Here is a 26,711-nt window from a genome sequence, read left to right on the forward strand (position 1 = left end):
ACCCGCGCCGCCCCCCGGCACGCCCACCCGGCGGGCTAACCGTAGCTCGTTGCGGGGGGCTTCGGCCGAACACCCCCCGGCCCGGTTCCTTGGTGCTTTCCCCCCGCCGCACCGGGCCCGGTTCCCCTGCTCGAAGGGCGCTCACAAGGCTGCGAGACGGCTGCTCACCCGGCCGGCGAAAGCGCCGCCGTCTCCGGCAGCTCCAGACGCACCGTTCGGTCGCAGAGCCGCGCCACCTGGCCGGGGTCGTGCGAGACGAGCAGGACCGTGCGGTTTCCGCGCAGCGCGGCCACCGACTCCTCGACGGTGTCCCGGCTCCGCTCGTCCAGGGCACTCGTGGGTTCGTCGAGCAGCAGGGCAGCCGGCTCCAGGGCCAGGGCGCGGGCCAGGCACAGACGCTGGCGCTGCCCGGTGGAGAGCGCCTGGGCCGGGGCGTCGAGCCGGCCCTGGACCTCGTTCCACAACCCGGCCTCCCGAAGTGCCTGTTCCACACGGTCGCGCAGCTCCGTCCGGGGCGCGCGCACCAGGTGCCTCAGGCCGAAGAGGGCGTTGTCCAGGATGCTTCCGCCGAAGACGACCGGGGTCTGCGGCACGAGGACGACCGTGCTCCTCAGGCCGGAGTCGCCCTTGCCGTAGCGGATGGACCGGCCCAGCACCTCCACCTCGCCGTCGCGGGTGAGGCCGTGCGGCAGCAGGTCGACCAGGGCGCGCAGCACCGTGGACTTGCCCGCGCCGGACGGGCCGCACAGGCCGGTGGTCGAGCCGGCGGGCAGCTCGAAGGTGACGGGCCCCACCAGCGTCTTCTTGCCGTCGAGGACCCGCAGGTCGCGGACGGCTATCACGTTGTCCATCGTCGTGCTCCTTCGAAGCGGTTGCGCAGGACCACCGCCAGGCTGAGAAGTACCGCGGTGATCAGGACCAGGACCAGGGCGCTGCCCCACGCCTGGGTGATCGCCTCCGGGGCACCAGAGTCCTGGGACAGGGTGAAGATGTGCGTCGGCAGCGCCTGCACCGGCGAGTCGACGATCCCGCCCGGCAGGGCGGGGGCCCCGAAGAACACCGTGGCGGTGAAGATCAGGGGAGCCGTCTCGCCCGCCGCACGGGCCAGGCCGAGCAGCAGGCCCGTGAGGGTGGCGGGCCACGTGTAGGGGATGACCACGGACCGGATGTACTGCGTACGGGTCAGGCCGAGGGCCAGGGCGCTCTCGGTGAGTTCGGCCGGCATGCCGCGGATACGGCCCGCGGTGGTCAGGGCGACGACCGGTACGACCACGGGCACCAGGACGATCGCCCCGGCGAGCCAGGACCGGCCCCAGCCCATCGCCGTGCAGAACAGCACGTACCCGGCCAGGCCGAGGAGGATCGTCGGCGTCCCGCCCACGGCCACCGTCAGCGTCTCCAGGACGCGCGCCGCCTTCGGGGACGCGTGGGCGCCGATCAGCACGCCCGCGCCGTAGCCGAGCGGCAGCGCGATCAGGGCCGTCGTGGCGAGCAACAGGAGCGTGCCGAGGATCTGTTCGCCGACACCGCCGCCGGCCGCACCGGTGGACGAGGTGAACCAGAAGGCAGGGTTGAGCGCGGAGCCACCGCGGGTCACGAGGATGGCGAGCATCCCGATGAGGAGGGTTCCAGGCAGCAGCAGGGCTCCCAGCCGCAGGACCGTCGTGAGTCGGTCCCGCTCGGCGCGCAGCCAGACGGAGCCCCGCAGGGCACGCGAGCCACGACGTGCGGACCGGCCCGAGGGCTTCCACGTGCCCCACACCGTCGCCGCGGCCACCAGAACGAGCAGGATGATGCCCAGACCGCACAGAGCGGCGAAGTAGGGGCCGGAGGTGCCCGCGAGCATCGGCTCGGGGCCGGCCAGCTTGGTGGTCAGGGTCTGGCCCGGGCGCACCAGGAAGGAGAAGACGTCCCCGAACGACTCCGGAAGGCGTCCGTCCGCGCGACCGATGACCATGAAGACCGCGATGGCCTCGCCCAGCGCCCGGGCCAGACCGAGCAGGACACCGGCCCGCATGCCCGAGCGGGCCTGGGGCAGCACGGCCGACCGTACGACCTCGCGCCGGGTCAGGCCGAGGGAGTAGGCGGCTTCCCGGTAGCGGCCGGGAACGGCGGACAGCGCGTCCACGCTCACCGCGACGATCGTCGGCATGATCATCACGGCGAGGACGATGCCCGCGGCGAGCAGACTGTCGCCGCCCGGGACGTCACCCAGGGCCGAGACGAACGGCCGGATGACCATGATGCCGATGAGGCCGTAGACGATGGAGGGGACCGCGGCGAGGAGCTCGACGCTCAGCCGCAGGGGCCGGGCCAGCCGCGGCGGCAGGTACTCCGACAGCGCGATCGCCGCCGACCAGCCGACCGGAACGGCCAGGGCCAGCGCGAGGACGCACACGACGGCCGAGCCGTAGATCATGGCCAGGGCGCCGAACTCGCCGGTCGTCGGGCTCCACGTCGGGTTGCCGACGAGCGCGAGCCAGTCGACGTCACCGCTCGCGATGCCGGTCGCGAGGTAGCCGACCAACACCGCCAGGGCGAGTACCACCGAGAACATCCCGGTGTACACCCAGCCCCAGACCCATCGTGCCCGCCCGGGGCGGCCGCCCTCGGCGGGCGGCAGCGCCTCGGTGGATCCGGGCACCGCAGCGCGGCGCTCCAGAGTGAGACTCACGGTCAGAGCCCCATCTGCTGACGGGTCAGGTAGCCGTGCTTGGGCAGCAGCTTCTGGCCCTCGGCCGAGAGGATGTAGTCGATGTACTGCTTGGCGGCGCCCTGCGGCTGACCGTTGGTGATCATGTACAGCGGGCGGGTCATCGGGTACTTGCCGGACGCCACGTTCTCGTTGGTGGGCGCCACGCCTTCCAGGGACACGGCCACCAGGTCGTCGTGGCCCTCGATGAAGCCGGTCGACAGCGGGGCGATGGAGCCCGGGGTGGACTTCAGCTTGTTGCGGGTCTCCAGGTTGCCGCCGACCACGGCGTAGTTGGCGGACTTCGGCGGCGCCGGCGCCTCGCCCTTGCCGTAGAGGAACTTGTCGAGGACCTCGCGGGTGCCGCGGCCGGGCTCCTTGTCGTAGACGAAGACCTGGAGGTCCGGGCCGCCGACCTGCTTCCAGTTGGTGATCGTGCCCTCGAACAGGCCCTTCACCTGCTCCTTGGTGAGGCTCTTGACCCCGGCGTCGGCGACCTTCTTGGTGATGATGACGCCGACCGCGTCCGCGCCGATCTGCGTCGGGACGAAGTTCGTCTTCGGGTAGGCCTGCTTGTCCTTGTCGGACACGGGCTTCGAGCTCAGCGCGATCCCGATCTGGCCCGTGCCGAGCTGGGAGATGCCGCCGGCCGAACCGCCCTGGGTGGCCACCGTGATGTTCAGGCCCTTGGACTTGAGGGCCTCGGCGGCGTCCGAGGCGACCGGGGCGACGGTGGTCGACCCGCTGGCCTGCAGGGTGGCCGAGTCGGCCTTGGCGGCGCCGGCGCAGCCCGTCAGCAGGGTGCCGAGGAGCAGCGCCGCGGCGGAAGCGGCGAAAGCGCCCTGCTTCCGCTTTCCGGTGAGAGGGGAAGACGCCTGACGGGGCTGGGAGGTGACAGACATGGGTGTGCCTTTGCTGGTGGACGGAGGGTGGAGTGAAGGTGAAGGGCGGATGAATCGCCTGACGATCACGAGTCTCCTCAGGGGCGGAGCGCCGGTGAAGGGGTTCCGGGTGGCAGCAACCGCGCGCGGCACCCACCTGCCGCGCGGGCGCCGTTCCGAGAGCCACCCCTGTTCCGGCTGAATGCCAGGGAAACAATCGGTGAACAGGCTGAAAGGGGCCGTCTGATGGTCCGTCGGGCGGACGTAGGGTGATCGCATGCCCGTCAAACAGGTGACCGACCGTCCCTCGGGGCTGCTGCCCTTCTTCGACGAGGATCCGACCTGTGGGCCGCCCCTGGAAGTGGATCCACTGCCCCGGGAACGGGCCGAGGCCCTCGCCCGGAACCTGAAGGGCATAGCCGATCCGACCCGCCTGCAGATCCTCAGCGTGCTGCTCGCTGCTCCCGAAGGCGAGGCATGCGTCTGCGATCTGACGCCCCTTCTGGAACTGGCGCAGCCCACGATCAGCTACCACATGAAGATCCTTCTGGACGCCGGTCTCGTGATCCGCAGGAAGCGCGGTACATGGGTCTGGTACTCGGTCACGCCCGAGCGGCGTGCGGTGCTCGACGCGCTCATCTGGGGCGAGGCGGAGTCCCGGGACGCCGAATGACGCGAAAGCCCGGGCCGGCCATGCGTGAGGCATGACAGACCCGGGCTGAGGCGGGAAACCTGATCGCGGGGACCGCTGGGACGCGGCGACTGCGGGGGCCGCGAGGGCCGCGGGGCGTCAGACGGCGACGGCCGCGTTCGCGATCACGTGCGCCGCAAAAGCAGTGATCAGCGGGTGGATGTCACCAGGGCCGGAGACCAGCTCCGGCTGGAAGAGCGTGCCGATGAAGAACGGGTGACCGGGGACCTCGGCGGCCCGTGGGGCGCCTTCGGTGTCCCAGCCGCTGAACAGCACGCCCGCATCGGTGAGCCGCTCGACGAAGGCGGAGTTCAGGCCGTACTTGCAGTGGTACGTCTCCGTGGTGCGCTCGGCACCGTCGTACACCGACGCCAGCCGGCTGCCGGCGGTCAGCAGCAGCGGCGCCTGCTCGCCCGCGAGGCAGCAGGTGAGCGGCACGATCAGCGGCGTGGGCGCCTCGGGGTCGTACTGGACGTCGTCCGCGTCCGTGAGACCGACGACCGTACGGGCGTACTCGATCAGCGCGTGCTGGAAGCCGCCGCAGGTGCCCAGGTACGGGATGCCGTTCTCGCGGGCGTGGCGGACGGCGGCCAGGACGCCGTCCTTGTTGTCGTACGGGGAGCCGGGGACGACCCAGATGCCGTGGAAGCCGTCGAGCGACTCCGGGCCCGTGATCGTCTCGGTGGGCACCCACTCGGTGTCCACGTCGAGTTCGGCGCGGAAGCGGTCGAGGCGGGCGTGGGCCGGGGACTTGCCGTGGTCCCCGATCAGCGCCACGCGCGGGCGCGGGCCTGTGGCGATGGTCATGCGGTCTGCTCCTGGGAGGGGATGAAGGCCCGTCCGAGCTGGACGAAGCCGTGCGGGAGGAGGCGGGCGACGAGCCGGCCGTCCCGTTCGGTGGTGGTGGAGGCGCCGCCGAGGAACAGCAGCGGTCCGTCGCCGTGCGGCAGCAGGGACTCGGGGAGCACCTCCTGCGGCTCGGCCGTGAGGTTGGTGACGGTGAGCACGTGGGCGGAGCCGTCAGAGCTGGTGCGGATCTCGGCCGCCAGGGCCGGTCCGGCATCCACGTGGTGCAGTGTGGCTCCGGCGGTGAAGGCGCCGGCGAAGAGCGCGCCGCCCGGCGTGGTGGTCTCCAGGAGGGAGGGGGCGAGGGTCACAGCAAGCTCCGTCCGGTCATGGCGGGGCCGCTCGGGCGGCCGAGGAGAGAGAGCACGGTGGGGGCGATGTCCGCGAGGCTGCCGCCGTCGCGGAGGTTCTCGGGGAGGACCTGCCGGGGTGCGGGGACGACCACGGCCGGCACCGGGTTGGTGGTGTGGCCGCCGTACGCGAGCGGGGTGCCGTCCGGGCCGGGCTTGGACATCCGCTCGGCGTTGCCGTGGTCACCGACGAGCACGACCCAGCGGCCGGTGGCCGCGGCGGCGGTGAGGATCCGGTCCACCTGACCGTCGGTGTACTCGGCGGCCTTCACGGTGGCGTCGTGGTCACCGGTGTGGCCGACGACGTCGATGTTGGCCAGGTTGGCCACCACCAGGGCGACGTCGTCCCGTCCGGCGGCCTTGATCACCGCGTCGGCGACCTGGTCGAGGTTCATCTCGGGGCGGGCGGTGTAGTCGGGCGCCTCGTCAGCGGTGATCCGCACGTGCTCCTCGACCGCCCGGCGTCGCTCGTCGCGCCCGTTCAGGTAGTAGGTGACGTGCTCGAACTTCTCCTGCTCGGCCACGCGTACGGACCTCAGCCCGTGTGCCTCCAGCTGATCCGCGAGTCCGCCGGAGGCGTCCGCGCGGCCCACCAGGGCGGGGATCTCCGCCGCGGTGTCGTACTGAGTGAGGGAGAGGATCCGCACCTCGCTCTCGGCGAGGTGCTTCACCAGGTCGTCGGCGAGCTGCTGGATGCGGTCGCTGCGGAAGTTGGTGAACAGGACCGCGTCGCCGTCCCGTACGGTCGCGAGCGGTTCGCCGGCGGCGTCGGTGAGGACGGTCGGGGTGACCCAGACGTCGCCGTCGCCTGCGCCCGCCAGGACCTGGCCGTAGTCGCGGGCCAGGGCTCCGCGCCCGTCGGCGACGGCCAGGGTGACCTTGGCGGTCAGCTCCAGGTCGCCGCTCTTGTCGAGCGCGTAGCCGCGGCCGGAGACCGTTGCCAGGCGGCCGACGCCGGTCGCGGCGAAGAACTCCTCGACCCGGCGCAGGTAGTGGCCGGCCGTCCGGTCGGCCACGTCACGGCCGTCGGTGACGGCGTGCACCCAGACCTGCTCGACGCCGCGGGCGGCGGCGATGGAGAGCAGCTCGTGGAGGTGGTCGACGTGGGCGTGGATCTGCCCGTCGGAGGCGAGCCCGATCAGGTGCAGGGCACCACCGCCGGCCGCGAGGGCGTCGAGTGCCTCGGTCAGGCGCGGGTTGTCCCGGAGGCCGCCGCTGTCGATCTGCCGCTGGACGAGGACGCTGTCGTAGTCCAGGGGGCGGCCGGCGCCGATGACCATGTGGCCGATCTCGGAGTTGCCGACCGTGCCGGGCAGCAGGCCGACGTGTTCGCCGGACGCCTCGACGAGGGTGGCCGGGTACTTGGTGCGGATGCCGTCGAGGACGGGGGTGTCGGCGACGGCCAGGGCGTTTCCGGGCCCGGGCTCGGCATGGCCCCACCCGTCGAGGACCAGCAGGATGCCGGGGGTGCCGGCGGTGGAGGGCACGCTCATCGCAGGGTGTCCAGGGTCTGCCAGAAGGCCGGGAAGGACTTGGCGACGCAGCCGGGGTCCTTGATGACGACGCCCGGGGTGCGCAGGCCCATCACCGCGAAGGTCATGGCGATGCGGTGGTCGTCGTAGGTGTCGATGACCGCGGCGTGCGGCGTGCCGCCGTGGACGGTCATGGCGTCGTCGTACTCGTCGACCGTGACGCCCATCTTGCGCAGCTCGGTGGTGACGGCCGCGATGCGGTCGCACTCCTTCACCCGGAGGCTGGCGATGTTGGTGATGTGGGTCGGTCCCTCGGCGAACGCGGCGACGGCGGCGAGCGACGGGACGACGTCCGGCATGGCGTCCATGTCGACCTCGATGCCCCGCAATGCGCCGCCCTTGACCGTGATCGAGTCCTCGGTGACCTCGGTGTGGGCGCCCATGCGACCCAGGACCTCGACCAGGCCGACGTCGCCCTGGTGGGAGGTGGAGCCGATGCCGGGGATGGTGACCCGGCCGCCGAGGATCGCGGCGGCGGCGATGAAGTACGACAGGCCGGAGGCGTCCGGCTCGACGATCGCGTGGCCGCCCTTGAAGGTCTGACCGGCGGGCACCTTGAACCAGCGGTAGCCGTCGCGCTCGACGGTGATGCCGTGCTCGGCGAGGGTGGCGAGGGTCATCTCGACGTACGGCTTGGACACCAGCTCGTCGACGATCTCGATCTCGGTGTCCTGCTTCGCCAGCACGGAGCTGATGAGGAGCGAGGAGGTGTACTGGCTGGAGACGGCGCCGGAGATCTTCGTCTTCCCGCCCACGAAGTTGCCGCCGGTGACGCGGATCGGCGGAGAGCCGTTGCCGCGCACGGCGACCGCCTCGACGCCCAGGCCGGGCAGCGCGGCCAGCAGGTCGCCGAACGGGCGCTCCTGCATGCGGGCGTTGCCGTTGATCGTCGTGGTGCCCTCGGCCAGGCCCGCCATGGAGATGAGGAAGCGCAGCGGCGTGCCGGCGCCGCCCACGAAGATCTCCTCCTGTGGGGCCGTCATCGGCTTGCCGGTCGGGGTGAACGTGATGCGGGCGGCCTCGTGGTCGATCTCGGCACTGACGTGTCCGAAGGACTCGACGGCCCGGGTGAAGTAGACGGTGTCGTCGGAGATCAGCGCACCGTCGATCACGCCCTCCTTGCCGGACAGGGCGGCGAGGGCGGCGACGGCGATCTGCCGGTTGGTGTAGCTCTTCGAGCCGAGCACCTTCACGTCGTGGTCGATGCCGGCCAGCGTCTCGACGGTGAGCTCTTCGGCCTTGAGGCGGGGGTCGTTGATGCCGCTCATGGGGCGGGTCTCCTCGCGGGGATGTGTGATCTGGGTCACGCGGGAACGGGGCCCGAGCCGGGGAGGGCGTCGGGAAGCTGGGGGGTGGCGATGATGCGCCAATGGCTCAGGGACGGGCTGGAATTCAGTACGCGCAGGCAGATTTCCCATGCGGCGGAAATTGCCTCGGCAGGGTTGCGAGTGCGGTGGAAGAAGGTCAGCTCGATTCGGCCCGGAGTCGATTGAGCGTGTACATGCTCAAGATCGTCGCTGGGCTTTGCGGATGCCCACACGATGTCCGTGACCGCCGCCGCCTCCAGCCTCCGGTGCGTGGCGGCGTCGGTCGCGACGAGCGTGGCGGTGGCCATGAGCACGGGTCCTCCCGGCCGGGCGGCGAGCCCTGGTACGGACCACACGTGCTGGTCAGCCTCGGCCCGGGTGACCGCGCTGTACAGCTCGGTGTGACGGCACTTGGGGCCGCAGCCGTGCCCGCCGGCGGGCGAGAAGCCCAGGGCGACCGCGGCCGCCCTGTTGGCCAGGCGCAGCAAATTCCGCGCAGCGGACATGGCTGTCCTCCGTGTGATGGGTGGATGGATTTCCCTTGAGAAAAAGGGCCATGGGCAAGGTGCGGAATCCGTTGCGTCGGCCTTCCGAACCCTTGTGATCACCAGTGTGCTGAGCGGGCGCGAAGGGTGGAAGGGATATCCGCTGGCATGAACCGCGTCCGGCAACCACCTGCCTGGAAGGGCCAATTTCCGGCCGGGTGACGGAGGGCCGAGGCAGCGGCATCCAGCCTGACCGCGGTGTGAGAAAGGCTTGTCGCCGGATCTCTGACCTGCAAAGATCGGCGCTCGCCAATGGACTGCCGGGCCTGTCTCGGCTTTTGAGACACAGAACCGGGGGGTCGCTGTGCTGGCGAGTTTGGGGCTGGACGCGGACGCCGAGGCGGTCTACCGCCTGATGCTCACCCATCAGGACTGGGGCGTCGACGAGATCGCGGCCCACATGTCCCGGTGCGAGTCGGACGTACGCGAGTGTCTCGACCGGCTTGCCGAGCTCAACCTGCTGCGGCGCTCCCTCCAGGCCCCCGGCGGCCTGCGCGCGGTCAGCCCCAACCTGGGCTTCCAGCTCCTGCTCCAGCGTCAGCAGGCCGAACTGCTCGCCCAGCAGCAGCAGTTCGCCGAGTCACAGGCAGCCATCAGCAAGCTGCTCGACGAGTACTCCGAACTGCGCACCGGCGAGCGGCACGGCGTCGAATACCTCCAGGGCATCGACGCCATCCAGGCGCGTCTGGAGGAGCTGGCCCACCGCAGCACCAGCGAGTGCCTGTCCTTCATGCCAGGCGGCGCCCAGTCCGCGGCGAGCCTGGAGGCGAGCCGGCCGCTGGACGCGGACCTGATGGGGCGCGGTGTGCGCCTGCTGACCGTCTACCTGGACAGCGTCCGCAACGACAACCCCACCGTCGAGTACGCGCACTGGCTGCACGACAACGGCGGCGAGGTGCGCACCGTCCCCGCGCTTCCGCTGCGGATGGTTCTCTTCGACCGCGAGGTCGCCCTGCTGCCCATCGACCCGGACAACACCAAGAAGGGTGCGGTGCAGCTGACCGGCCCCGGTCTGATGACCGCGCTGACGGCCCTGTTCGACCAGGTCTGGGAGTGTGCGGCGCCGCTCGGCAGTGTCCGCGACCGGGACGACGTAGGCCTGACCGCGCAGGAGCGTGAACTCCTGCGCCAGCTCACCCAGGGCGCCACCGACGAGATCGCGGCGAAGAAGCTGGGCATCGGACTGCGCACGGAGCGCAGGATCATGTCCGAGCTCATGGCCCGCCTGGGCGCACGCAGCCGTTTCGAGGCCGGTGTCCTCGCCGCAAAGGCCGGCTGGACGGACTGACGCCCGCGCATGAAGACGGCCGGTCCGGCGCGCGAGGCGCATCGGACCGGCCGTCTTCATGCCGCGGTGGAGATGGGGCTCGCTCAGCCGCAGCAGCCGCCCTCGGGCTGCAGGGGCTTGATCGGCTCGTACGCGGTGTTGCCCAGCAGCTTCGCCTTCAGGCGGCCGATCGCGGTGGCCGGCTCCTGCTCGGCGGTCGCGCCGAGCGCCTCGCGGCGGGCCTGGCCGTAGGCGGCGTGCAGCTCGGCGACCTTCGGGCGCAGGGCGGTGTCCGTGACCAGGACGACGGAGCGGATGGGACGCGGACGGAAGCCGCGCAGCCGCTTGGCGTCGTCCGCTCCGGGACCGGCCTCGATCACCGTGACGCCCTCGGCGTACGCGTCGCGCAGCGGGCGGTCGAGCCCCAGCTCGAAGTAGACGCCGCTGCGCTCGCCCAGCGCCTCGTAGTCGAAGCCGGCCCACTTCGCGAACAGCCGCTTGCCCTGCCTGACCATCACCGAGGCAGCTACCACGACGTCGTCCTTACGGGCGACGTACGCGCGGACGTCGGCGCCGCCCTCGACCAGAGCGGTGAGCAGGGCGCCGATGTGCGCCTCGTCCTCGCCGCCCTCGTACTTCTGCCGGTTCTGGGACACGAGCTCGGAGATCCGGCCGATCAGCGGGCGCAGCTCCTCGCGGTCCTTGCGCTCGATGAGGGTGCCGGACTCGGCGGCCCGGTCCTGGTCCTGCTTGACCCGGCGCCGCTTGCGGGAGGGCAGCGAGGCGAGGTGGGCGTCGTAGCTTTCGTGCTGGAGGTCGAGCACGTTGTTCTCGCCGTGGAAGGCGATGTCACCGCCGTAGGCCTGGAGCGCGAGGGCGAGGACCTCGCTGTACGCGCTCTCGTGCAGCCACGGCGCGGTGATCGAGCGGATGCCGGCGTCGACGGCGGCGGGCACGATGCGGTCGATCAGGTCGGCGACGAGCAGCGGGTCCTCGACGGACGCGGTCGCCTCGGAGCGGTAGCCGAGCGGCGAGCCGAGCAGCAGCGACGGGAAGAACGCGTCGGTGCCGAGTGCTTCGACGACCTCGGTGGCGGACTCGCAGCACGAGGTGGTGGCCGAGCAGCAGGCCGCGGTGCCGTCCTTCGGCTGCCAGCCCAGGAACGTACGGGGGTCGGCGTCCACGATCGGGTCGACGTCGAAGACGTACCCGGGGAGGAAGGCGATGTCGCCCTCGCCGCGGTCGGCGACGGTGTGCCAGGGCTTGGCGCCCTTCAGGCTCTCCTCGGTCGCCTTGAGCCAGTCCGTCTGCACGTACGGGGCGGGGTCGGTGGCCTGCGGGATGCCGCCGCCGAGCGCCGCGATCGCGTCATCGAGGGAGAGACCGGTGCGCACCTGGGCGGGGTCGGCCTGCTCGACCTGCTCGGCCTGCTGCGGGCCGCAGCAGCCGGACGCGACGACCGGCTCGGGCTCTGCGGGCCCGCAGCAGCCGGTCGCGGCTGCCGGTTCGGGCTCCGAGGGCCCGCAGCAGCCGGTCGCGGCTGCCGGTTCGGGCTCCTTGACCTCGGGCTCCTGGGAGCCGCAGCAGCCGGACGCCTCGACGGGCGCGGGCTCCTCGGTCTGCGTGCCGCAGCAGGAGGAGGCCGGCTCCTCGACGGCCTCCTTGACCGGCTCGGCGGCCGAGCAGCAGTCGGTGGAGGTGGTCTCGGCGACCGGGAGGACCGCGACGGGCTCCTCGGCGGTCTCGCTGCTGCAGCAGGCGGTGGTCATGGCGGGTTCTCCTCGGGGATCAGCAGTGCGCGCGGGGTGGGCGCGGGAGTGTGAGGTGTGTTGCCCGGGCGGAGGGCGAGGGGAGGGTCAGTCGGTCGGTCGTTCAGGCGGCCGGTCGTTCAGCCCGTCGGCAGTTCAGTCCCAGCCGGCGCCGTCGGTGGAGGGGTCGGTCGGGGCAGAGTCCCAGCCGGCGCCATCGCCGCCGTCGGTCGTCAGGGGGGCCACGTCCCAGCCGGCGCCGTCGCCGTCGGCGGCGAGCGTGACGGGGGCCGTGTCCCAGCCGGCGCCGTCCGTGGAGTCGGCGGGCGTGGTGGGGACCGTGTCCCAGCCGGCTCCGGCGAGGGCCGGCAGGCTGTCGGCGCCCAGGGCGGAGGCGGTGCCGAGTCCGATCACGGTGACGAGCGCGGCGGCGGCAAGACGCATCGAGGTACGCGAAACAGACATGGCTCTCCCCAGGCGATGGCAGTGGCTTTTGTTCGACCGGCGGCCTCGGTGGCCGTTTCCGGTGGTCCCGGGGGCTTGTCGCCCTCTCGGTGATCAGGAGTCTGTCCGAGGTCACCCAGGGTGTGGAAGAGATCACCGGTGGCAGGAAATGCTCCCGGCATCCACCTGCCTGAAGATGCCGAAGGGCCGGTTGCCCGCGCACGAAGTGCGGGTGAACCGGCCCTTGGGGATGGGGTGTTGCTGCCCGACCGCCCGGCTGCCCGGCTGCCGGCTCCTCAGCTGATCACCTCGCCGAGACGAGCCGGGGCGCCGGGTCCAGCGCCTGGCAGAGCACGCTCAGGCTCTCCGGCGCGATCCGGTAGTAGGTCTGCCGGCCGCGCTTCTCGCGCTCGAGGAACCCGGCCTCGTACAGCACCTTGAGGTGGTGGGTGACGGTCGGCTGGGTCAGGCCCAGCGGCTCGGTCAGGTCGCAGGTGCAGGCCTCCCCGGTCGGCTGGCTGCGGATCAGTCCGAGGAGGCGCAGGCGGGTGGCGTCCGCAACCACCTTCAGGGCGGTCGCGAGGTCATCGGCCGCCTCGGGCGTGAGGGGGCCGGCGAGCACGGGGGAGCAGCACAGCTCCGAGATCGGCGTAGGCATACCTCATCCAACGATGGTCATCTATGAATTGTTCCCAGAACTCATTGACAGTCATCTATGGGTTCCGGCAGAGTCTGACCCATCGACAGCCGTCTATGAGTTGCTGGAGCCCTCCGTGTTCGACACCGTCCTCGACGTCTTGTGGCGCACCGCCCAGGACGTCGGCCACTCCCTCTCCGCCAACTGGCCGTACCTGCTGATCAGCGTGGTCCTGGCCTCGGCCATCCCGGTCTACATCGGAGCCGACCGGCTCTCGTCCTGGATGCGCCGCAAGACGGTGATCGCCGTGCTCGGGGCGATCGTCCTCGCAACCCTCACGCCCTTCTGCTCCTGCGGTACGACCGCTGTCGTCCTGGGCGCGCTGGCGTCCAGCGTGCCGTGGGCCCCGGTGGTCACCTTCATGGTGGCCTCGCCGCTGACCAGCCCCGAGGAGTACGTGTACTCGACCGGCCTCTTCGGCTTCAGCTTCGCCACCACCTTCTTCGTCGCCGCCATGGTGGTCGGCCTCTTCGCGGGCCTCATCACCTGGCTCGTCGAGAAGACCGGCTGGCTGGAGGGCCAGGCGCGCCTCACCGCGAACCAGGCCGAGGAGAAGGCGTCCGAGAGCTGCTGCAGCGGTGACGGCGAGGCAGAGGGCTCCGGCGGTGTCCCGGCGGGTGGTGGCGTCTCCGCCGGTGGCGGCGGCCTGGCCCGTACGGCGCTGCTCACCCGCCCGGTGGCCCCGGTGAAGCCGGCACCGGCGCCCGCCCCGGCCGGCGTGGTCGAGCGCCTGAAGCTGGACGAGTTCGGCAAGGAGCTCGCTGTCAACGCCAAGCGGCTCGCCATCTACTTCCTGGGCTTCGCGACCCTCGGATTCCTGCTCATCAACTCGATCCCGACGCGCTACCTGACCGAGTTCCTGGGGGACGGCAACGTCTTCGCCGTCCCGCTCGCCGCCCTCATCGGCATCCCGGTCTACCTCAACTCGGACGGCTCGCTCCCGCTCGTCGCCACCCTGATGCAGGGCGGCATGGGCCCCGGCCCGGCCCTCGCCTTCCTCATGACCGGCGCGGGCACCAGCATCGGCGCCATCAGCGGCATGCTCCTCATCGCCCGCTGGCGCGTGGTCGCCCTGGTCGTCGGCATCCTCTTCACCGGCGCGGTCGTCCTCGGCTACGTCGCTCCGCTGTGGCTCTGACCTTCGGCGGCTGACGCCGCAGCACCGGTGGGTGCGCAACTGGCTGGACGGCAACGGCCCGCTCCCGATCCCGGGAGCGGGCCGCAGCCGTGTGCGGGGTCAGGGGCTGCCCCGCGTACCCCGTGTCATTCGCCGGGACTGCCGGAAGGACCGTCGGAAGGCCGCGGATGCTCCATGCGGGAGAGCCAGGTCGTGAGCAGCCCTTCGAGCGCCTCTGCATCGCCGGGCACCAGCAGATCCAGCAGGCGGCGTTCGTTGTGCATGTGGTCGGTGAACGCCTGGTCGATCAGCTCGCGTCCAGGCGTGGTGAGGGCGACGATGCGACCACGCTGGTCGTCGTCGGAACGGCGGCGGGTGACGAGCCCGGCCCGCTCCAGGCGATCGATCCTCTTCGTCATCGCGCCCGTGGTGACCATGGTGTGCGCGGCCAGCTCGCCGGGTGCCCGTTCGTAGGGTTCACCGGCGCGGCGCAGGGCGCACAGGACGTCGAACTCTCCCTCGCTGAGGCCGTAGCGGCCGTAGACGAGGCAGAGCTCCTCCGTGAGCCGGTCGGCCAGGCGGTGCAGTCGGCCGATCACGCCCTGCGGGGTGATGTCGACGTCGGGTCGTTCGCGGCGCCAGTCGGCCTGGATACGGGCGACGCGGTCGAGCGGTTCACCAACTTCCATGAGGTCATATTAGCTTCCTGGGAAGCTATATTGTCTTCCGTGGAAGGTAATTTGCGCTGGGTGGCCCTGACTGCCGTCGCGCCGGTGGCCTGGGGCACCAACTACTTCGTCACGCGCGAGTTCCTGCCGGCGGACCGCCCGCTGTACGGCGCCGCCCTGCGGGCGCTGCCCGCCGGCCTCCTGCTTCTGGCCTGGTGCAGGCGGCTGCCGCGCGGGGCGTGGTGGTGGCGGTCCGCAGTGCTCGGGCTGCTCAACGTGAGCGTGTTCTTCGTGCTCGTCTACGTCGCCTCCCAACTGCTGCCGACGAGCGTCGCCTCGACCGTGATGGCGATGTCTCCGCTGGCCATGATGCTCATCGCCTGGACCGTGGCGTCCGAGCGGCCCCACTTCGCGCACCTGACCGGCGGGGTGATCGGCCTCGGCGGGGTCTGTCTCATGCTGCTCGGGGGCGCCGGAGGGGTGAGCGCGCCAGGAGTCCTTGCCTCGGTCGCCGCCATGCTGGTGTCGTCCTTCGGGTACATCCTGGCCAAGCGGTGGAGTGGCGAAGTCGACGTGCTCGCCTCGACCGCCTGGCAGCTCACCGCCGGAGGGCTGTTCCTGCTCCCGGCCGCTGCGGTCGTGGAAGGCCCTCCGCCCGTGCTCTCCACGCCGGCGCTCCTCGCGTTCGGCTACGTCACCCTGATCGCCACCGCGCTGGCCTTCGCCGCCTGGTTCGCCGGGCTGCGGCACCTGCCCGCGGGGACGGTGGGGCTGATCGGACTGCTCAACCCCGTCACCGGCGTCCTGCTCGGCACGGTCGTTGCCGGAGAGGTGCTGACGGCTCGGCAACTGTGGGGGCTGGCCCTGGTCCTGACCGGAGTCGTCCTCGGCCGGCCTGCGCGCGAGGGCGGGCGCGGCAGTCGGCGGACCCTTCCTCGTCCTGCGGCCGACGAGTGTCCAGCGCGAGCGCCCTCTGTGGGCAGTGCCTCGGAGGTTCAGGGGCGCAAGGCGACCTAGGCGAGCGCGGGTGGGCAGGCCGCGGTCTGCATCCCGGTGAGCGGGCCGATGAGGCGCTCGATGCGCTCAGGTCGGGCGAAGTAGTAAACCTCGTTGGCGCGCCGCTCGGAGGCGAGGATGCCTGCCTCGCGCAGCTTGCGCAGGTGGTGGCTGATGGTGGGGCCGGTCAGGTCGAACTCGGCCGCGATCTCGCCCATGCAGACCTCGCCGGCCGGGCAGCAGGCCACGATGCTGGCGATCCGCAGCCGCACCGGATCCGCCAGTGCCTTGAACATGAGGGACAGCTCTTCGGCCTGACCCGGCGTCATGGGCGTGGAGCAGCGGGATCCGGGCGAAGGCGCCTGTGCGGTCGTGGGCTCGATGGCGGGCTCGATCATGCGGCCCAATGTGGCCGATCCCCGCCTGTCTCGTCCAGGGGCGACCGCCCTCCGGAACTCCCGCACCCACTCATTGACGCTCATCTATGAGTTGTGACATGCTCAAGTCATCGATAGCCGTCTATGAATTGAGGCGAGCCATGTCATCTCTCCGTACCTCCTTCCGCCGGCTCCTCGGCCTCCTGCGATCCGCGCAGACGGCCGACGTCCGGTTCTGCGACGGCTGCGCGGAGGTCACGGATCGGGTGGACCGCGCGACGGCCGGCCGCCGCAGCCGGGAGCTGGCGCTGACCTTCTACGCCCCCCACATCTGATCCGAGAGGAACCCCGTGAGCCCGCTCCGCCCCGCCACACGCGCCGCCGCGGTCCCGCCCTCGGCCACCGCCGCGCTCGACGCCCATGCCAAGGCCCTCGTCGCCGCGGGCGTCGCCGTCATCAACCTGACCAGCGGCGAGCCGGCGTTCCCGACCGTCGAACCCGCCGCCCGCGCCGCGGCCGAGGCCATCGCGGAGGACTTCACCCGCTACACCCCGGCGGCCGGCATCCCGGCTCTGCGCTCGGCCGTCGCCGCCCACCTGAACCGACACGGCACGGCGTACGAGGCGGAGAACGTCGTCGTCACGGCGGGCGCCAAGCAGGCTCTCCACTACGCGTTCACGGCCCTGCTCGAACCGGGCGACGAGGTGCTCGTCCCGGCCCCGTACTGGGTCAGCTACCCCCACCTCATCGCCCTGGCCGGCGGCACCCTCGTGCCCGTAAACCCCGCTCCCGAAGCGGGGCTCAAGGTCACGCCAGAGCAGGTTCGCGCCGCCGTCACCGAGCGCACCAAGGTCCTGCTCCTGAACAGCCCGGCCAACCCTTCCGGTGTCGTCTACAGCCGCTTCGAGCTGGCCGCCCTGGCCGAGGCCGCCGCGGAACACGACCTCGTCGTCGTCAGCGACGAGATCTGCGACCACTGGGTGTTCGGCGACGCGAGGTTCGCCTCCGTCGCCTCGCTCGGTCCCGAGCTGGCCGCCCGTACCGTCACCATCGGCGGCGTCTCGAAGACCTTCGCCATGACCGGCTGGCGCATCGGCTGGCTCGCCGCCCCTGCCGAACTGGCCTCCGCTGTCACGGCCTTGCAGAGCCACACGGCGTCCGCACCGTCCTCGGTGTCGCAGCGGGCGGCGGTCGGCGCCCTCACCGCCGATCTGGGCGCAGAACTGGAGCGTCGCCGCTCCGAACTCGACGCGCGGCGGCTCGCCACCATCAAGGCCCTGGACGAGATCCCCGGCCTGCGCGTCGACGGCGACCCCGAGGGGGCCTTCTTCCTGCTCGCCGACGTCTCCGGCCTGTACGGAACGATGCACGGCGGCCGCACCATCGGCTCCGCAGCCGACTTCGCCGAACTCCTGCTGGCGGAAGCCAATGTGGCGGTCGTCCCGGGCGCCGACTTCGCCGCTCCGGACCACGTCCGCATCTCGTACACGGTGCCTCCGGAGCAGCTGGAGGAGGCGCTGGAGCGCCTCGCGGATTTCGTATCCGACCTGTCCTGACGGGCGAAGGAGCGAAGAGGTGAAGAAGGGTGTCGGCCGACGCGGCCGGCACCCCTTGTCGTTCACCGGGCGACCGTGGCTCCGTCCACCCACCGTGCGAGAACGCTGAAGGCGGCCAGCTGCTCCAGTGCCTCGTGCTCCGGAAGCTCGGGGAGCCCGTCCTCGTGGCTGTTGGGATTGCGGATGCCGGCGAAGCAGCCCTCGGCGAAGGTGGCCGCTCCCCGATGCACGCTGCGGAAGGTGTCGCTGCCGTCGTTCGTCATCAGTCGGAGGCGAGGCTGGCCGGGCTTGGGGTCGTCCTTGGAGAAGACGTTCACGAAGAGCGCCGTCTCACCGCCCTCGGCGCCGGCCCGTGCCCACTCGGCGTCGATACCCATGACGGCATCATCCGGCCGCCACTGACGGCCGGGCCGGAATCAAGCGTCAGTGGTTGCCGGGCCGAGAAGCCGGCCCATGGCTGCGAGCACACTGGGCTCGACACGGTAGAAAACCCAGGTCCCGCGCCGCTCGGACGAGAGGAGCCCGGCCTCCTTCAGCTTCTTCAGGTGATGGGAGACGGTCGGCTGCGAGACGCCGACGTCGGAGATGTCGCACACGCACGCCTCGCCGCCCTCGTGCGACGCCACGGCCGAGAAGAGCCGGAGACGGACGGGATCGCCGAGCGCCTTGAACATCATCGCGGTCCGCTCGGCCTCCTCCGCGGTCAGCGGCCGCTCGGTGAGCGGCGGGCAGCAGGGGGCGGCCTCGGGCTCCAGCAGCGGCAGGACCTTGGTGTTCGACATACGTCTATGTTGACACTCATCGAACAAAACTCATAGACCCGCGACATAGATAGGCGCCTATGTTGACGTCCGTCGAATCAGGTGGGACTCTTGAACCCAACGACATCGACAAACGTCGAAACAGCGAGGAGTCGCATCGTGAACGCGTCCACCAGCGAGCTGCCCGTCGTGGTCATCGGTGCGGGCCCCGTCGGCCTGGCTGCCGCCGCCCACCTCGTCGAGCGCGACATCGAACCACTGGTGCTGGAGGCCGGCCCCACCGCAGGGGCGGCGGTGCGCGAGTGGGCGCACGTGCGGCTCTTCTCCACCTGGAGCGAGCTCACCGACCCGGCGGCCGAGAAGCTCCTCGCCCCCACCGGCTGGGTGAAGCCCGACGCGAAGACGTACCCGACGGGTGGTGACTGGGCGGAGCGGTACCTCCAGCCGCTCGCCGACGTCCTCGGCGACAAGGTGCGATTCGGCGCCAAGGTCACCGGCGTCTCGCGCGCCGGCCGCGACCGGATCGTCGACGCCGACCGCGAGAACCAGCCCTTCACCGTCCACGTCACCTACGCCGACGGGCGGGAGGAGCGCATCCTCGCCCGTGCCGTCGTCGACGCGTCCGGTACGTGGGCCGTCCCGAGTCCGGCAGGCGGCGACGGCCTCCCGGCCCTCGGGGAGCGCGCGGCGGCCGACCGTGTCTCGTACCGCGTGCCAGATCTGAACGACCCTGCCGTACGGGCCCGTTACGCGGGCAGGCGCACCGCCGTCATCGGCTCCGGCGCCTCCGCCTTCACGGCCTTGGCCTCCCTCGCCGACCTGGCGAAGTCCGAGGACGGCACTGGTACACACTCCACCTGGATCCTGCGCCGCGGCATCTCCGGCTCCACCTTCGGCGGCGGCAGCGCCGACCAGCTCCCCGCCCGCGGTGCGCTCGGCCTCGCCGCGAAGGCCGCGGTCGACGAGGGCCACGCCGACGCGGTCACCGGGTTCCGTACACAGGAATTCGAGCGCGACGGGGACCGGCTGGTGCTCGTCGCGGAGGACGGCCGCCGCCTCGAACCGGTCGACGAGGTCATCGCCCTCACCGGCCTCCGTCCCGACCTGACCTTCCTCGACGAGCTCCGCCTCGGCCTGGACGAGCGGCTGCAGGCCCCGGTCGCCCTCGCCCCGCTCATCGACCCCAACCAGCACTCCTGCGGCACCGTCTACCCGCACGGCCACCGCGAGCTCGCCCACCCCGAGGAGGGCGTCTACCTCGTCGGCATGAAGTCCTACGGCCGCGCGCCCACGTTCCTGGCCATGACCGGCTACGAGCAGGTCCGCTCCGTCGCCGCCGCCATCGCCGGCGACCTCGACGCCGCCGACCGCGTCGAACTCACCCTCCCCGAGACCGGGGTCTGCGGCGGCTCGGGCCTCTTCGACGACCCCGAGGCCCGGTCCGACGACTCCGGCGGCTGCTGCGCCCCCGCCCCGCAGCTCGTCCAGCTCGGCGCACCGGCCGCCGCCCTGCCGGTCGTCAACGAGCAGTCCACGGGCGGCTGCTGCGGCTAGTGACCGGCCTCGACACCCCAGCGCGCGGAGCCGTGACCGGCTCGCAGAACCGGTCGCGGCCCCGCGCCGTCCTGCCCGCACTGTGCGGCACCCAGATCACCAGTTGGGGAATCGTCTACTACGCCTTCCCCGTCCTGAACCCCCGTATCACCGCCGACACCGGCTGGTCGGCCGGTGTCACGACGGCGGCGTTCTCGCTCGCCCTGGTGGTCTCCGGCATCGCGGGAATCCGCGTCGGCAGGATCATCGACCACCGCGGACCCCGCACGGTCATGACCACGGGCTCCGCCATCGGCACCCTGAGCCTGGCCGCGCTCGCCCTGGCCCCCAACCTGCCGGTGTTCTTCTGCGGCTGGCTCATGGCGGGGTTCGCCATGGCCACGACCTTCTACCAGCCGGCCTTCGCCGCCGTCACCCGCTGGTGGGCCCCCGACCACGTCCGCGCCCTCACCGTCGTCACCCTCGCCGGCGGCCTCGCCTCCACCGTCTTCGCCCCCCTCACCGCCGCCCTCGCCGACCACCTGACCTGGCGGGCCACCTACCTCGTACTCGCCGCGATCCTCGCGACCGTCACGATCCCGGCCCACGCCCTCGCCCTGCGCGCCCCGTGGCCCCCGGCCCCACCCGCACTCGCCCATGCGAATGAAACGCCCCGGGCCGTCGTCCGCAGCCGCCCCTTCCTGCTGCTCACCACGGCTTTCACTCTTTCGGCGTTCGCCATGTATGCCGTCGTGATCACACTGGTCCCCCTCCTGCTCGAACGCGGCTACACCGCCAGCCAGGCCGCCTGGGCCCTCGGCCTCGGTGGCGCCGGCCAGACCCTCGGCCGCACCCTTTACGCCACAGTCGCCCGCCACACCGGCACGACCACCCGCACGGTCATCCTCATCGCCCTTGGCGGTCTGACCACCGCCGTCCTGGCTCTCACACCCGGCCCCTACGGTCTGCTGATCGGCGTATCCGTCGCCGCCGGCATGGTGCGGGGAAACCTCACACTGCTCCAGGCAACGGCCGTCACCGACCGCTGGGGCACCCGCCACTACGGCCGCCTCTCGGGAATCCTCAGTGCCCCCGCCATGACCGCCTCGGCTCTCGCCCCTTGGGCTGGGGCAGCCCTGGCCCCGCTACTCGGCGGCTACGCCGCGCTCTTCGCAGCCTTGTCGGTCGTCGCCGTGGCGGCTTCGCTTCTGGCTTCGTTCGCGGGGCGCCCCCTGGGTACTCCGCAGGCCGTATGAATCGACGGACGCCATTGCCCCGCATAGGCCACAGCGCCGCTCCCTTTTGAAAGAGCGGCGCTGCAATGAGGTGGACAGCTCAGTGGTCAGTTATCCGGCGAATTCATGCTGACCTGCGAAGTCTTTGCTCGCGTTCCCAGAAACAAGGAAAGGCGTTCCGGGGCCTTGTCGCGGCGAGCCTCTGACCTGCGGTTTCGTAATTTTCCGCAAGGCCCACGAAGGCGCGGGGCCAGTGTAGCGGGTGGGGCGGGCAGGTGTCGGGTTGTTCCGGGTGGTCAGGTCCGCGGCGTCTCGAAGCGGTCCAGGTAGTCCGCGTTCGCGATCGGCGTCGCCGCGAGGTACTCGGGCGGGAGGTCGAAGGCGTCGGCCAGCGGCATCAGGTGGGGCGCCAGGGTCGCGACCGTGTGTTCCGTCGTGGTGTGGAGCGCCTCGACCTGGGCGGGGGTGAGGTGGCCGGCGGCCAGGAGGTCGCCGGTGTGGGGGCGCAGTTCGTCCAGGAGGAAGAGGCGGGCGAGGTGCTCCAGGAGGAAGCGGGCGCGCGGGGTGGCGGCGCGGGCGGCCGCGGCGAGGAAGGCGTCGGCGGCGGCCGTGCGGGCGTGTGCGGCGACCATCTCCAGGGCGGCGCCGGAGGTCTCGTTCCAGCGGCCGACGGGGTCGCCGGAGGGCCCGCCGCGCAGGGCGGCGCGGGCGCGGGTCTGCCAGACGCGCTCGACGGCGGCGTGCAGGTCGCGCAGGAAGGCGAGGTCGGTGAGCTCGCCGCGGGGGGCGCGGGCGGGGCCCGCCTCGTGGGCGAAGACCAGCTCGGAGGCGGCCTTGGTCCAGATCACCAGGTTGTCGCCCTCGGCGGTGATGCCGCCCTCCACGTTGAGCGGCAGGTCGGCGATGCCGTTCGCGGGGAAGAGGCCCTGGGCGCCGCAGCGTTCCCGGGCCTCGACGGTGATGTCGCGGGCCTGCCAGGTGATCCAGCCCTTGGCGACGGCGATCAGCCGTTCGGTCTCCTCGCGCTGCCGCGGGTCGGTCGGGTCGTGGGCGGCCCACCGGTCGAGCACGGAGCGGTGCAGGAAGGTCATGGCGTAGGCGGTGGCGAGGGAGCGCAGCAGCCGGCCGTGGTGGCTGCGGTGCGCGGTGAGGGGTATCCGCTCGCCGGCCTTGGGGGCGGCCACCTGGCGGTGGTGGGCGTAGCGGACGGCGATCGCGAGGGCGGCGCGGGCCATGCCGAGGGTGCCGCCGCTCATGCAGAGCTTGCCCATGGTGACCCGGCCGACCGAGCGCAGGAACCGCTTGCGCCGGTTGCCGAGGTTGCTGGTGAGCCTGCCGTCCTTGTCGAGCCGGCCGTGCGCGGCCTCCAGCATGGCCTCGCGGGGCAGCCGTACGTGCTCGAAGGAGGTGAGGCAGTGGTCGACCGGGGTGCCGGTGCGGTCGGGGAGCCGCTGCACCCGTATGCCGGGCAGATGTCCTTCGGCGTCGCTGAGCGGGGTGAGGAAGAGGTAGACGCCCTGGTCCTCGCCGTCGACGAGGAGGCGTGCCGCGACGACGGCGGTCTTCGGCCCGCCGGCGAGGCTGGTGTTGGGCATGAACTTCCGGGCCCCGGGGGTCGGGGTGTGCAGCACGAACCCGCCGGTCTCGCGGTCGAGGACGGCGACCGTCTCGAGCGCGGCGACGTCGTTGCCGTGGGCGAGTTCGGTGCACAGGAAGGTGCCGGTGCGCTCCATCGTGGTGTACGCCGTGAGGTCGCGGCGGTAGCCGTCGTGGTCGAGCAGGCTGCCGAGGAAGAGGTTGTAGTGGATGCTGGCGAGCGTGCACAGCCCGCCGTCGACGAATCCGGTCCACTCGTGCAGGGCGGCGAGCCTGCGGGCGTCGTAGGTCAGGGCCTCGGCGGCGGTGCCGGCGACGGTGTCGTTGACCAGTCGCAGCCGCTCGTAGGACAGTTCGGTGCGCTCGGCGGGGGTGAGGCCGGGACGGTGGGCGAAGGCCTCGTCGGCGATCAGCCGGCGCCATTCGCCGTGGACACGCTCGCGGTCGTCGCCGTCGAAGAGGAGGCGGGTGAGTTCGGCCACGGCGCTGTCGTCGGCGGCGTCGTGTCTGAGTGGTGCCTCCGCGTGCTTGAGCATCGGCTCGTCCCCCGAAGTGAGTTGACCGTTAGGGATGGTCTGACCTGCCCAAGGGTAAGATACGGACCATCCGGTTTTGTTTCAATGCCTTGTCAAACCGGTTGGGTGGTTTTATTCTCGAAATGTGGATGTGTAAAGAAAACGGTCTTCGACGGGGCAACCCTACTGCCGGTGGGTGTTCGTCCGGACCGGCCGCCGACCGTCACTCCATGTGAGCCGTTGGAATACCAGCCTCGCGGTTTTTTCCGTCCGCGAGGTACGGAGGATGTAGTGGCGCAACAAGAGCGGGCCATTCGCACACGTCAGAAGATCGTGCTCGCGGCCGCCGAACTCTTCGACGAGGTCGGCTACGAGGCGGCGACGATCTCCGAGGTCCTGAAGAAGTGCGGAGTGACCAAGGGCGCCCTGTACTTCCATTTCGCCTCCAAGGAGGAGCTCGCCCAGGAAGTGCTCGCCGGACAGGTCGCCGCACTGCCGCCGGTGCCGCAGCGCGAGCTCTACCTCCAGCAGCTGACCGACGAGGCGCTCGTCCTGGCCCACCTGCTGCGGGTCGGCGACCCGATGGTGCGCGGCAGCATCCGCCTCACCGTGGAGCAGGGCTCGCTGCACGACGGACTCGACCGCCAGGTGCCGATGCGCGGCTGGATCGACCACAACGTGGGCGTCCTCAGCAGCGCCAAGGAGGCCGGCGAACTGCTGCCGCACGTGGACATCGCCTCCGCGGCTGCCCTGTTCACCGGCAGTTTCACCGGGGTTCAGATGCTGTCCAAGATCATGACCGGGCACGCGGACATGGTGGACCGCGTCGCCGACCTCATGCGGACCCTCCTCAGCGCCATCGCCGTACCCGGTGTGCTCGTCCGCCTGGACTTCGAACCGCCCCGCGCGGAGCGGGCCTACGAGGAGGCGCTGCGCGCCCGTGCCGACGGCGCCGCCGTCGCGTCGACGTCCGGCTGACGACCTCTCGTCCGAGGGAGGGGAGACCACGCTCTCCTCGGTTGCGTGTGCGGGGGCACGCGCGGAACGACAAGACGCCGTCCGAACCGAAACGGAGAACACGCTGATGGACCGCACGGACCTCGCCGACAGAGAAGGCGCCGGGGGCAGGGCGTCCTGCCCGTACGCCCTCGACGTGACCGGACGCGACCTCGCCGGCGAGGCCGCCGCGCTCAGGGAGCAGGGCCCGGCCGTCCAGGTCGAACTCCCCGGCGGTGTGCGGGCGTGGGCCGTCGTCCGCCAGGAGCACGTCGAGCGGCTCCTGGTCGACCCGCGCGTCTCCAAGGACGCCCGCCGCCACTGGCCCGCCTTCGTCGAAGGCCGGATCACGCCCGAGTGGCCCCTGTACCCCTGGGTCGCCAACGAGAACATGCTCTTCTCGTACGGAGCCGAGCACGCCCGGCTGCGCCGGCTGGTCGCCGCGGCGTTCACCGCCCGCCGCACCGCGGCCCTGCGGCCCCGGATCGAGGAGCTCACCGCCGCGCTCCTCGACGGTCTCACCGCGCGACTGACCGCCGGCGAACCGGTCGAACTGCGCACCGGATACGCCGAACCGCTGCCCCTCCAGGTCATCTGCGAGCTCTTCGGCGTCGCCGAAGGCGGCGCCCGTGACGAACTCACCGCCGCCCTGCGCACCGTGTTCAGCTCCAGTGTCAGCGCCGAGACCATGGAGGCCGCGCGCGGCAGCGCCTTCCGGCTGCTCGGCGAACTCGTCGCCGCCCGCCGCGAGGTGCCCGGCGACGACCTGACCTCCTCGCTCATCGCGGCCCGCGACGGCGACGGCGACGACGCCCTCACCGAGAACGAACTCCTCGGCTCCCTCTTCCTGTTGATCGCCGCCGGCCAGGACACCACCGCCGCGCTCGTCGTCAACGCCGTCGCCGCCCTCCTCGGCCACCCCGAACAGCTCGCGCACGTCCGCGCCGGCCGCGCCTCCTGGGACGACGTGGTCGCCGAGACCCTGCGCATCCACGGTCCCGCCGCCTACTCGCCGCTGCGCTTCGCCGTCGAGGACATCGAGCTCGACGGCGTGAAGATCGCCCAGGGCGACCCGATCCTGGTCAACTTCGCGGCGGGCGGCCTCGATCCGCAGCGGTACGGCCCGGACGCCGCCCGCTTCGACGTGCTGCGCGGCGACCGCGACAACCTCGGCTTCGGGCACGGCGTGCACCGCTGCCTGGGCGCCCCGCTCGCGACGCTGGAGGCGACCGTCGCTCTCGCCGCCCTCTTCGAGCGCTTCCCCGACCTCGAACTCGCCTGTAAGCCCGAAGAGTTGGCGCCGCTGCCGACGTTCCTCCTGAACGGGTACGGAGCACTGCCGGTGCGGCTGGCCGCGCGCGACTGAGGGGAGCCGTCCGCTTCCCGGGGCCTCCAGCCCTCCCGTTCACTGAAAAACCGCTCATCCGGTTTGTTACAGTGCGGGAGAGAGTGAGCGGTGCGCGTTGTCACCCCACGGTCAGTGACGGAGGCCCCTTGGCCAAGCAGGAGCGGGCGATTCGGACCCGCAACGCCCTTGTGGAGTCCGCGGCGGCGCTCTTCGACCGGGACGGCTTCGAGGTCGCGTCACTCGCGACCATCAGCGCCCGCGCCGGAGTCAGCAGCGGAGCCCTGCACTTCCACTTCCCCAGCAAGGTGGCGCTGGCCGACGCGGTCGTCGCCGCGGCCGGCGACCGGCTCGTCCGGATAACCCGGGAGCGTGAGGCGCTGCCGCTGCAGTCTCTGATCGACGCCAGCCACGAGCTCGTCCAGGGGCTGCGGTCGGACCCGGTGCTGCGCGCGGGCTTCGCCCTGAGCGCCTGCCCGGAGCGGACGAGGACGGCGCGGGACCTGCGACGCGTGTGGCGCGAGTGGGTCGAGAGCGTCGTGGTGCGGGCCGAGCGCGCCGGGCTGCTCGCGCCCGACGTGACGGCCCCGGACGTGGCGGCGGCGGTCGTGGCGGTGGCCGCGGGCCACGAGGCCCTGGGCCATCAGGACCCGCGCTGGCTGGAGCGGGCCCCGCTCACCCGGTTCTGGACCTTCCTGCTGCCCCGCGTGGTCGGCGCCGCCCGGGTGGGCCTCTTCGTCGCCTCGGGCGACCCGGAGGCGGAACCGCCCGGCCCGCCGCCGGGCGAGACGGCCGGGCGCGAGACCGTCGGGTGAGACCCGCGCGACCTTGACCGCCCCGGCGGGCGGGCATAGCGTCGGAACCCGGGCGGCTGAGCAAGCGCTCAGGGCATGGGAAAGAGGTCGTACAGGTGGCCGAGCACCACACGAAGCCGCACACCGGCCCGACGCCGACCGCCCGGCACGACGATCCGCACGCCGCCCAGGCGCCCACCGGGCCGTACGGCGACCAGCCCG

27 protein-coding genes are annotated in these 26,711 nt (G+C 71.7%); 11 read left to right on the plus strand and 16 right to left on the minus strand.

Features of this window, described 5'->3' with window-relative positions:
* Window positions 1-164: 164 nt before the first annotated feature.
* The 3 genes from ACFVGS_RS07215 to ACFVGS_RS07225 form a co-directional block, all read right to left on the minus strand.
* Complete coding sequence (locus ACFVGS_RS07215) at window positions 165-851, minus strand: ATP-binding cassette domain-containing protein (RefSeq protein ID WP_385691287.1); 687 nt, start codon at window positions 849-851, stop codon at window positions 165-167.
* Window positions 839-2,557 (minus strand): phosphate ABC transporter permease subunit PstC, encoded by a 1,719-nt coding sequence (pstC, locus tag ACFVGS_RS07220; RefSeq protein WP_385691515.1) that lies wholly within the window; start codon window positions 2,555-2,557, stop codon window positions 839-841. Before pstC ends, ACFVGS_RS07215 begins: the two co-directional genes overlap by 13 nt.
* A 119-nt stretch (window positions 2,558-2,676) precedes the next feature.
* Window positions 2,677-3,594 carry a phosphate ABC transporter substrate-binding protein gene (locus tag ACFVGS_RS07225; protein WP_385691289.1) on the minus strand — a complete coding sequence of 306 codons (918 nt, stop codon included), beginning with the start codon at window positions 3,592-3,594 and terminating at the stop codon, window positions 2,677-2,679.
* Between the two features lie 256 nt (window positions 3,595-3,850).
* Between ACFVGS_RS07225 and ACFVGS_RS07230 the strand changes: the two genes are divergently transcribed.
* Entirely contained in the window at window positions 3,851-4,246 is a 396-nt protein-coding gene (locus tag ACFVGS_RS07230) for an ArsR/SmtB family transcription factor (protein WP_384420535.1), read from the plus strand.
* 117 nt (window positions 4,247-4,363) lie between these two features.
* Here the strand turns inward: ACFVGS_RS07230 and ACFVGS_RS07235 are convergent, their stop codons facing one another.
* The 5 genes from ACFVGS_RS07235 to ACFVGS_RS07255 are packed head-to-tail and all read right to left on the minus strand — an operon-like array spanning window position 4,364 to window position 8,805.
* Window positions 4,364-5,071, minus strand: coding sequence for a hypothetical protein (locus tag ACFVGS_RS07235; RefSeq protein ID WP_385691292.1), 708 nt, complete (start codon window positions 5,069-5,071; stop codon window positions 4,364-4,366).
* A complete protein-coding gene (locus ACFVGS_RS07240) occupies window positions 5,068-5,421 on the minus strand; it encodes a hypothetical protein (protein WP_384420539.1) in 354 nt (117 codons plus the stop codon). The genes ACFVGS_RS07235 and ACFVGS_RS07240 overlap by 4 nt, the downstream gene beginning before the upstream one ends.
* Entirely contained in the window at window positions 5,418-6,953 is a 1,536-nt protein-coding gene (gene gpmI, locus ACFVGS_RS07245) for a 2,3-bisphosphoglycerate-independent phosphoglycerate mutase (protein WP_384420541.1), read from the minus strand. Before gpmI ends, ACFVGS_RS07240 begins: the two co-directional genes overlap by 4 nt.
* Entirely contained in the window at window positions 6,950-8,260 is a 1,311-nt protein-coding gene (aroA, locus tag ACFVGS_RS07250) for a 3-phosphoshikimate 1-carboxyvinyltransferase (RefSeq protein ID WP_385691295.1), read from the minus strand. Before aroA ends, gpmI begins: the two co-directional genes overlap by 4 nt.
* A gap of 35 nt (window positions 8,261-8,295) precedes the next feature.
* Window positions 8,296-8,805, minus strand: coding sequence for a hypothetical protein (locus tag ACFVGS_RS07255; protein ID WP_385691297.1), 510 nt, complete (start codon window positions 8,803-8,805; stop codon window positions 8,296-8,298).
* A 355-nt stretch (window positions 8,806-9,160) separates the two neighbouring features.
* On the opposite strand from ACFVGS_RS07255, the gene ACFVGS_RS07260 reads away from it, so the two are divergent.
* On the plus strand, window positions 9,161-10,132 hold the full coding sequence (locus ACFVGS_RS07260; protein WP_385691300.1) for a helix-turn-helix transcriptional regulator: 972 nt from the start codon (window positions 9,161-9,163) through the stop codon (window positions 10,130-10,132).
* A gap of 83 nt (window positions 10,133-10,215) precedes the next feature.
* Here ACFVGS_RS07260 and ACFVGS_RS07265 read toward each other — a convergent pair whose 3' ends face one another.
* The 3 genes from ACFVGS_RS07265 to ACFVGS_RS07275 all read right to left on the minus strand — a co-directional run bounded on the left by ACFVGS_RS07265 (window position 10,216) and on the right by ACFVGS_RS07275 (window position 12,961).
* Window positions 10,216-11,880, minus strand: coding sequence for a GNAT family N-acetyltransferase (locus tag ACFVGS_RS07265; RefSeq protein WP_385691302.1), 1,665 nt, complete (start codon window positions 11,878-11,880; stop codon window positions 10,216-10,218).
* 135 nt (window positions 11,881-12,015) lie between these two features.
* Window positions 12,016-12,324 carry a hypothetical protein gene (locus ACFVGS_RS07270; protein WP_384420551.1) on the minus strand — a complete coding sequence of 103 codons (309 nt, stop codon included), beginning with the start codon at window positions 12,322-12,324 and terminating at the stop codon, window positions 12,016-12,018.
* Between the two features lie 283 nt (window positions 12,325-12,607).
* Window positions 12,608-12,961, minus strand: coding sequence for an ArsR/SmtB family transcription factor (locus ACFVGS_RS07275; RefSeq protein ID WP_385691304.1), 354 nt, complete (start codon window positions 12,959-12,961; stop codon window positions 12,608-12,610).
* A gap of 115 nt (window positions 12,962-13,076) precedes the next feature.
* Between ACFVGS_RS07275 and ACFVGS_RS07280 the strand changes: the two genes are divergently transcribed.
* Window positions 13,077-14,138 carry a permease gene (locus tag ACFVGS_RS07280; protein ID WP_384420555.1) on the plus strand — a complete coding sequence of 354 codons (1,062 nt, stop codon included), beginning with the start codon at window positions 13,077-13,079 and terminating at the stop codon, window positions 14,136-14,138.
* A gap of 125 nt (window positions 14,139-14,263) precedes the next feature.
* Here ACFVGS_RS07280 and ACFVGS_RS07285 read toward each other — a convergent pair whose 3' ends face one another.
* Window positions 14,264-14,806, minus strand: coding sequence for a MarR family winged helix-turn-helix transcriptional regulator (locus tag ACFVGS_RS07285; protein ID WP_385691307.1), 543 nt, complete (start codon window positions 14,804-14,806; stop codon window positions 14,264-14,266).
* Between the two features lie 39 nt (window positions 14,807-14,845).
* Between ACFVGS_RS07285 and ACFVGS_RS07290 the strand changes: the two genes are divergently transcribed.
* Window positions 14,846-15,802, plus strand: a complete 957-nt coding sequence (locus ACFVGS_RS07290) for a DMT family transporter (RefSeq protein WP_385691310.1) — start codon at window positions 14,846-14,848, stop codon at window positions 15,800-15,802.
* Here the strand turns inward: ACFVGS_RS07290 and ACFVGS_RS07295 are convergent.
* Entirely contained in the window at window positions 15,799-16,179 is a 381-nt protein-coding gene (locus tag ACFVGS_RS07295) for an ArsR/SmtB family transcription factor (protein ID WP_385691312.1), read from the minus strand. The two genes, ACFVGS_RS07290 and ACFVGS_RS07295, sit on opposite strands and share 4 nt — an antisense overlap.
* Before the next feature lie 140 nt (window positions 16,180-16,319).
* On the opposite strand from ACFVGS_RS07295, the gene ACFVGS_RS07300 reads away from it, so the two are divergent.
* Both ACFVGS_RS07300 and ACFVGS_RS07305 read left to right on the plus strand, forming a co-directional pair.
* Window positions 16,320-16,493, plus strand: coding sequence for a hypothetical protein (locus tag ACFVGS_RS07300; protein ID WP_385691315.1), 174 nt, complete (start codon window positions 16,320-16,322; stop codon window positions 16,491-16,493).
* A gap of 15 nt (window positions 16,494-16,508) precedes the next feature.
* Window positions 16,509-17,714: a pyridoxal phosphate-dependent aminotransferase gene (locus tag ACFVGS_RS07305; RefSeq protein WP_385691316.1), complete on the plus strand. Its 1,206-nt coding sequence runs from the start codon at window positions 16,509-16,511 to the stop codon at window positions 17,712-17,714.
* 62 nt (window positions 17,715-17,776) lie between these two features.
* Here ACFVGS_RS07305 and ACFVGS_RS07310 read toward each other — a convergent pair whose 3' ends face one another.
* Window positions 17,777-18,091 (minus strand): TIGR02391 family protein, encoded by a 315-nt coding sequence (locus ACFVGS_RS07310; protein WP_385691319.1) that lies wholly within the window; start codon window positions 18,089-18,091, stop codon window positions 17,777-17,779.
* A 39-nt stretch (window positions 18,092-18,130) separates the two neighbouring features.
* Window positions 18,131-18,496, minus strand: a complete 366-nt coding sequence (locus tag ACFVGS_RS07315) for an ArsR/SmtB family transcription factor (protein ID WP_385691322.1) — start codon at window positions 18,494-18,496, stop codon at window positions 18,131-18,133.
* Window positions 18,497-18,634: 138 nt separating this feature from the next.
* Between ACFVGS_RS07315 and ACFVGS_RS07320 the strand changes: the two genes are divergently transcribed.
* Together ACFVGS_RS07320 and ACFVGS_RS07325 are read left to right on the plus strand one after the other, a co-directional pair.
* Window positions 18,635-20,029, plus strand: a complete 1,395-nt coding sequence (locus tag ACFVGS_RS07320; RefSeq protein WP_385691325.1) for an NAD(P)-binding domain-containing protein — start codon at window positions 18,635-18,637, stop codon at window positions 20,027-20,029.
* Entirely contained in the window at window positions 20,029-21,264 is a 1,236-nt protein-coding gene (locus tag ACFVGS_RS07325) for an MFS transporter (RefSeq protein ID WP_385691328.1), read from the plus strand. The genes ACFVGS_RS07320 and ACFVGS_RS07325 overlap by 1 nt, the downstream gene beginning before the upstream one ends.
* 275 nt (window positions 21,265-21,539) lie before the next feature.
* Here ACFVGS_RS07325 and ACFVGS_RS07330 read toward each other — a convergent pair whose 3' ends face one another.
* Entirely contained in the window at window positions 21,540-23,375 is a 1,836-nt protein-coding gene (locus ACFVGS_RS07330) for an acyl-CoA dehydrogenase (protein WP_384420576.1), read from the minus strand.
* A gap of 270 nt (window positions 23,376-23,645) precedes the next feature.
* On the opposite strand from ACFVGS_RS07330, the gene ACFVGS_RS07335 reads away from it, so the two are divergent.
* The 3 genes from ACFVGS_RS07335 to ACFVGS_RS07345 all read left to right on the plus strand — a co-directional run bounded on the left by ACFVGS_RS07335 (window position 23,646) and on the right by ACFVGS_RS07345 (window position 26,510).
* The gene (locus tag ACFVGS_RS07335; protein ID WP_384420578.1) at window positions 23,646-24,332 is read left to right on the plus strand and encodes a ScbR family autoregulator-binding transcription factor; all 687 of its coding nucleotides are present in this window, start codon (window positions 23,646-23,648) and stop codon (window positions 24,330-24,332) included.
* A gap of 106 nt (window positions 24,333-24,438) precedes the next feature.
* Window positions 24,439-25,716 carry a cytochrome P450 gene (locus ACFVGS_RS07340; protein WP_385691331.1) on the plus strand — a complete coding sequence of 426 codons (1,278 nt, stop codon included), beginning with the start codon at window positions 24,439-24,441 and terminating at the stop codon, window positions 25,714-25,716.
* Window positions 25,717-25,844: 128 nt separating this feature from the next.
* Window positions 25,845-26,510, plus strand: coding sequence for a ScbR family autoregulator-binding transcription factor (locus ACFVGS_RS07345; RefSeq protein WP_384420583.1), 666 nt, complete (start codon window positions 25,845-25,847; stop codon window positions 26,508-26,510).
* The last annotated feature ends 201 nt before the right edge of the window (window positions 26,511-26,711 follow it).

This window comes from Streptomyces sp. NPDC127114, from assembly GCF_042677525.1.
In the GTDB taxonomy this organism is placed as follows: domain Bacteria; phylum Actinomycetota; class Actinomycetes; order Streptomycetales; family Streptomycetaceae; genus Streptomyces.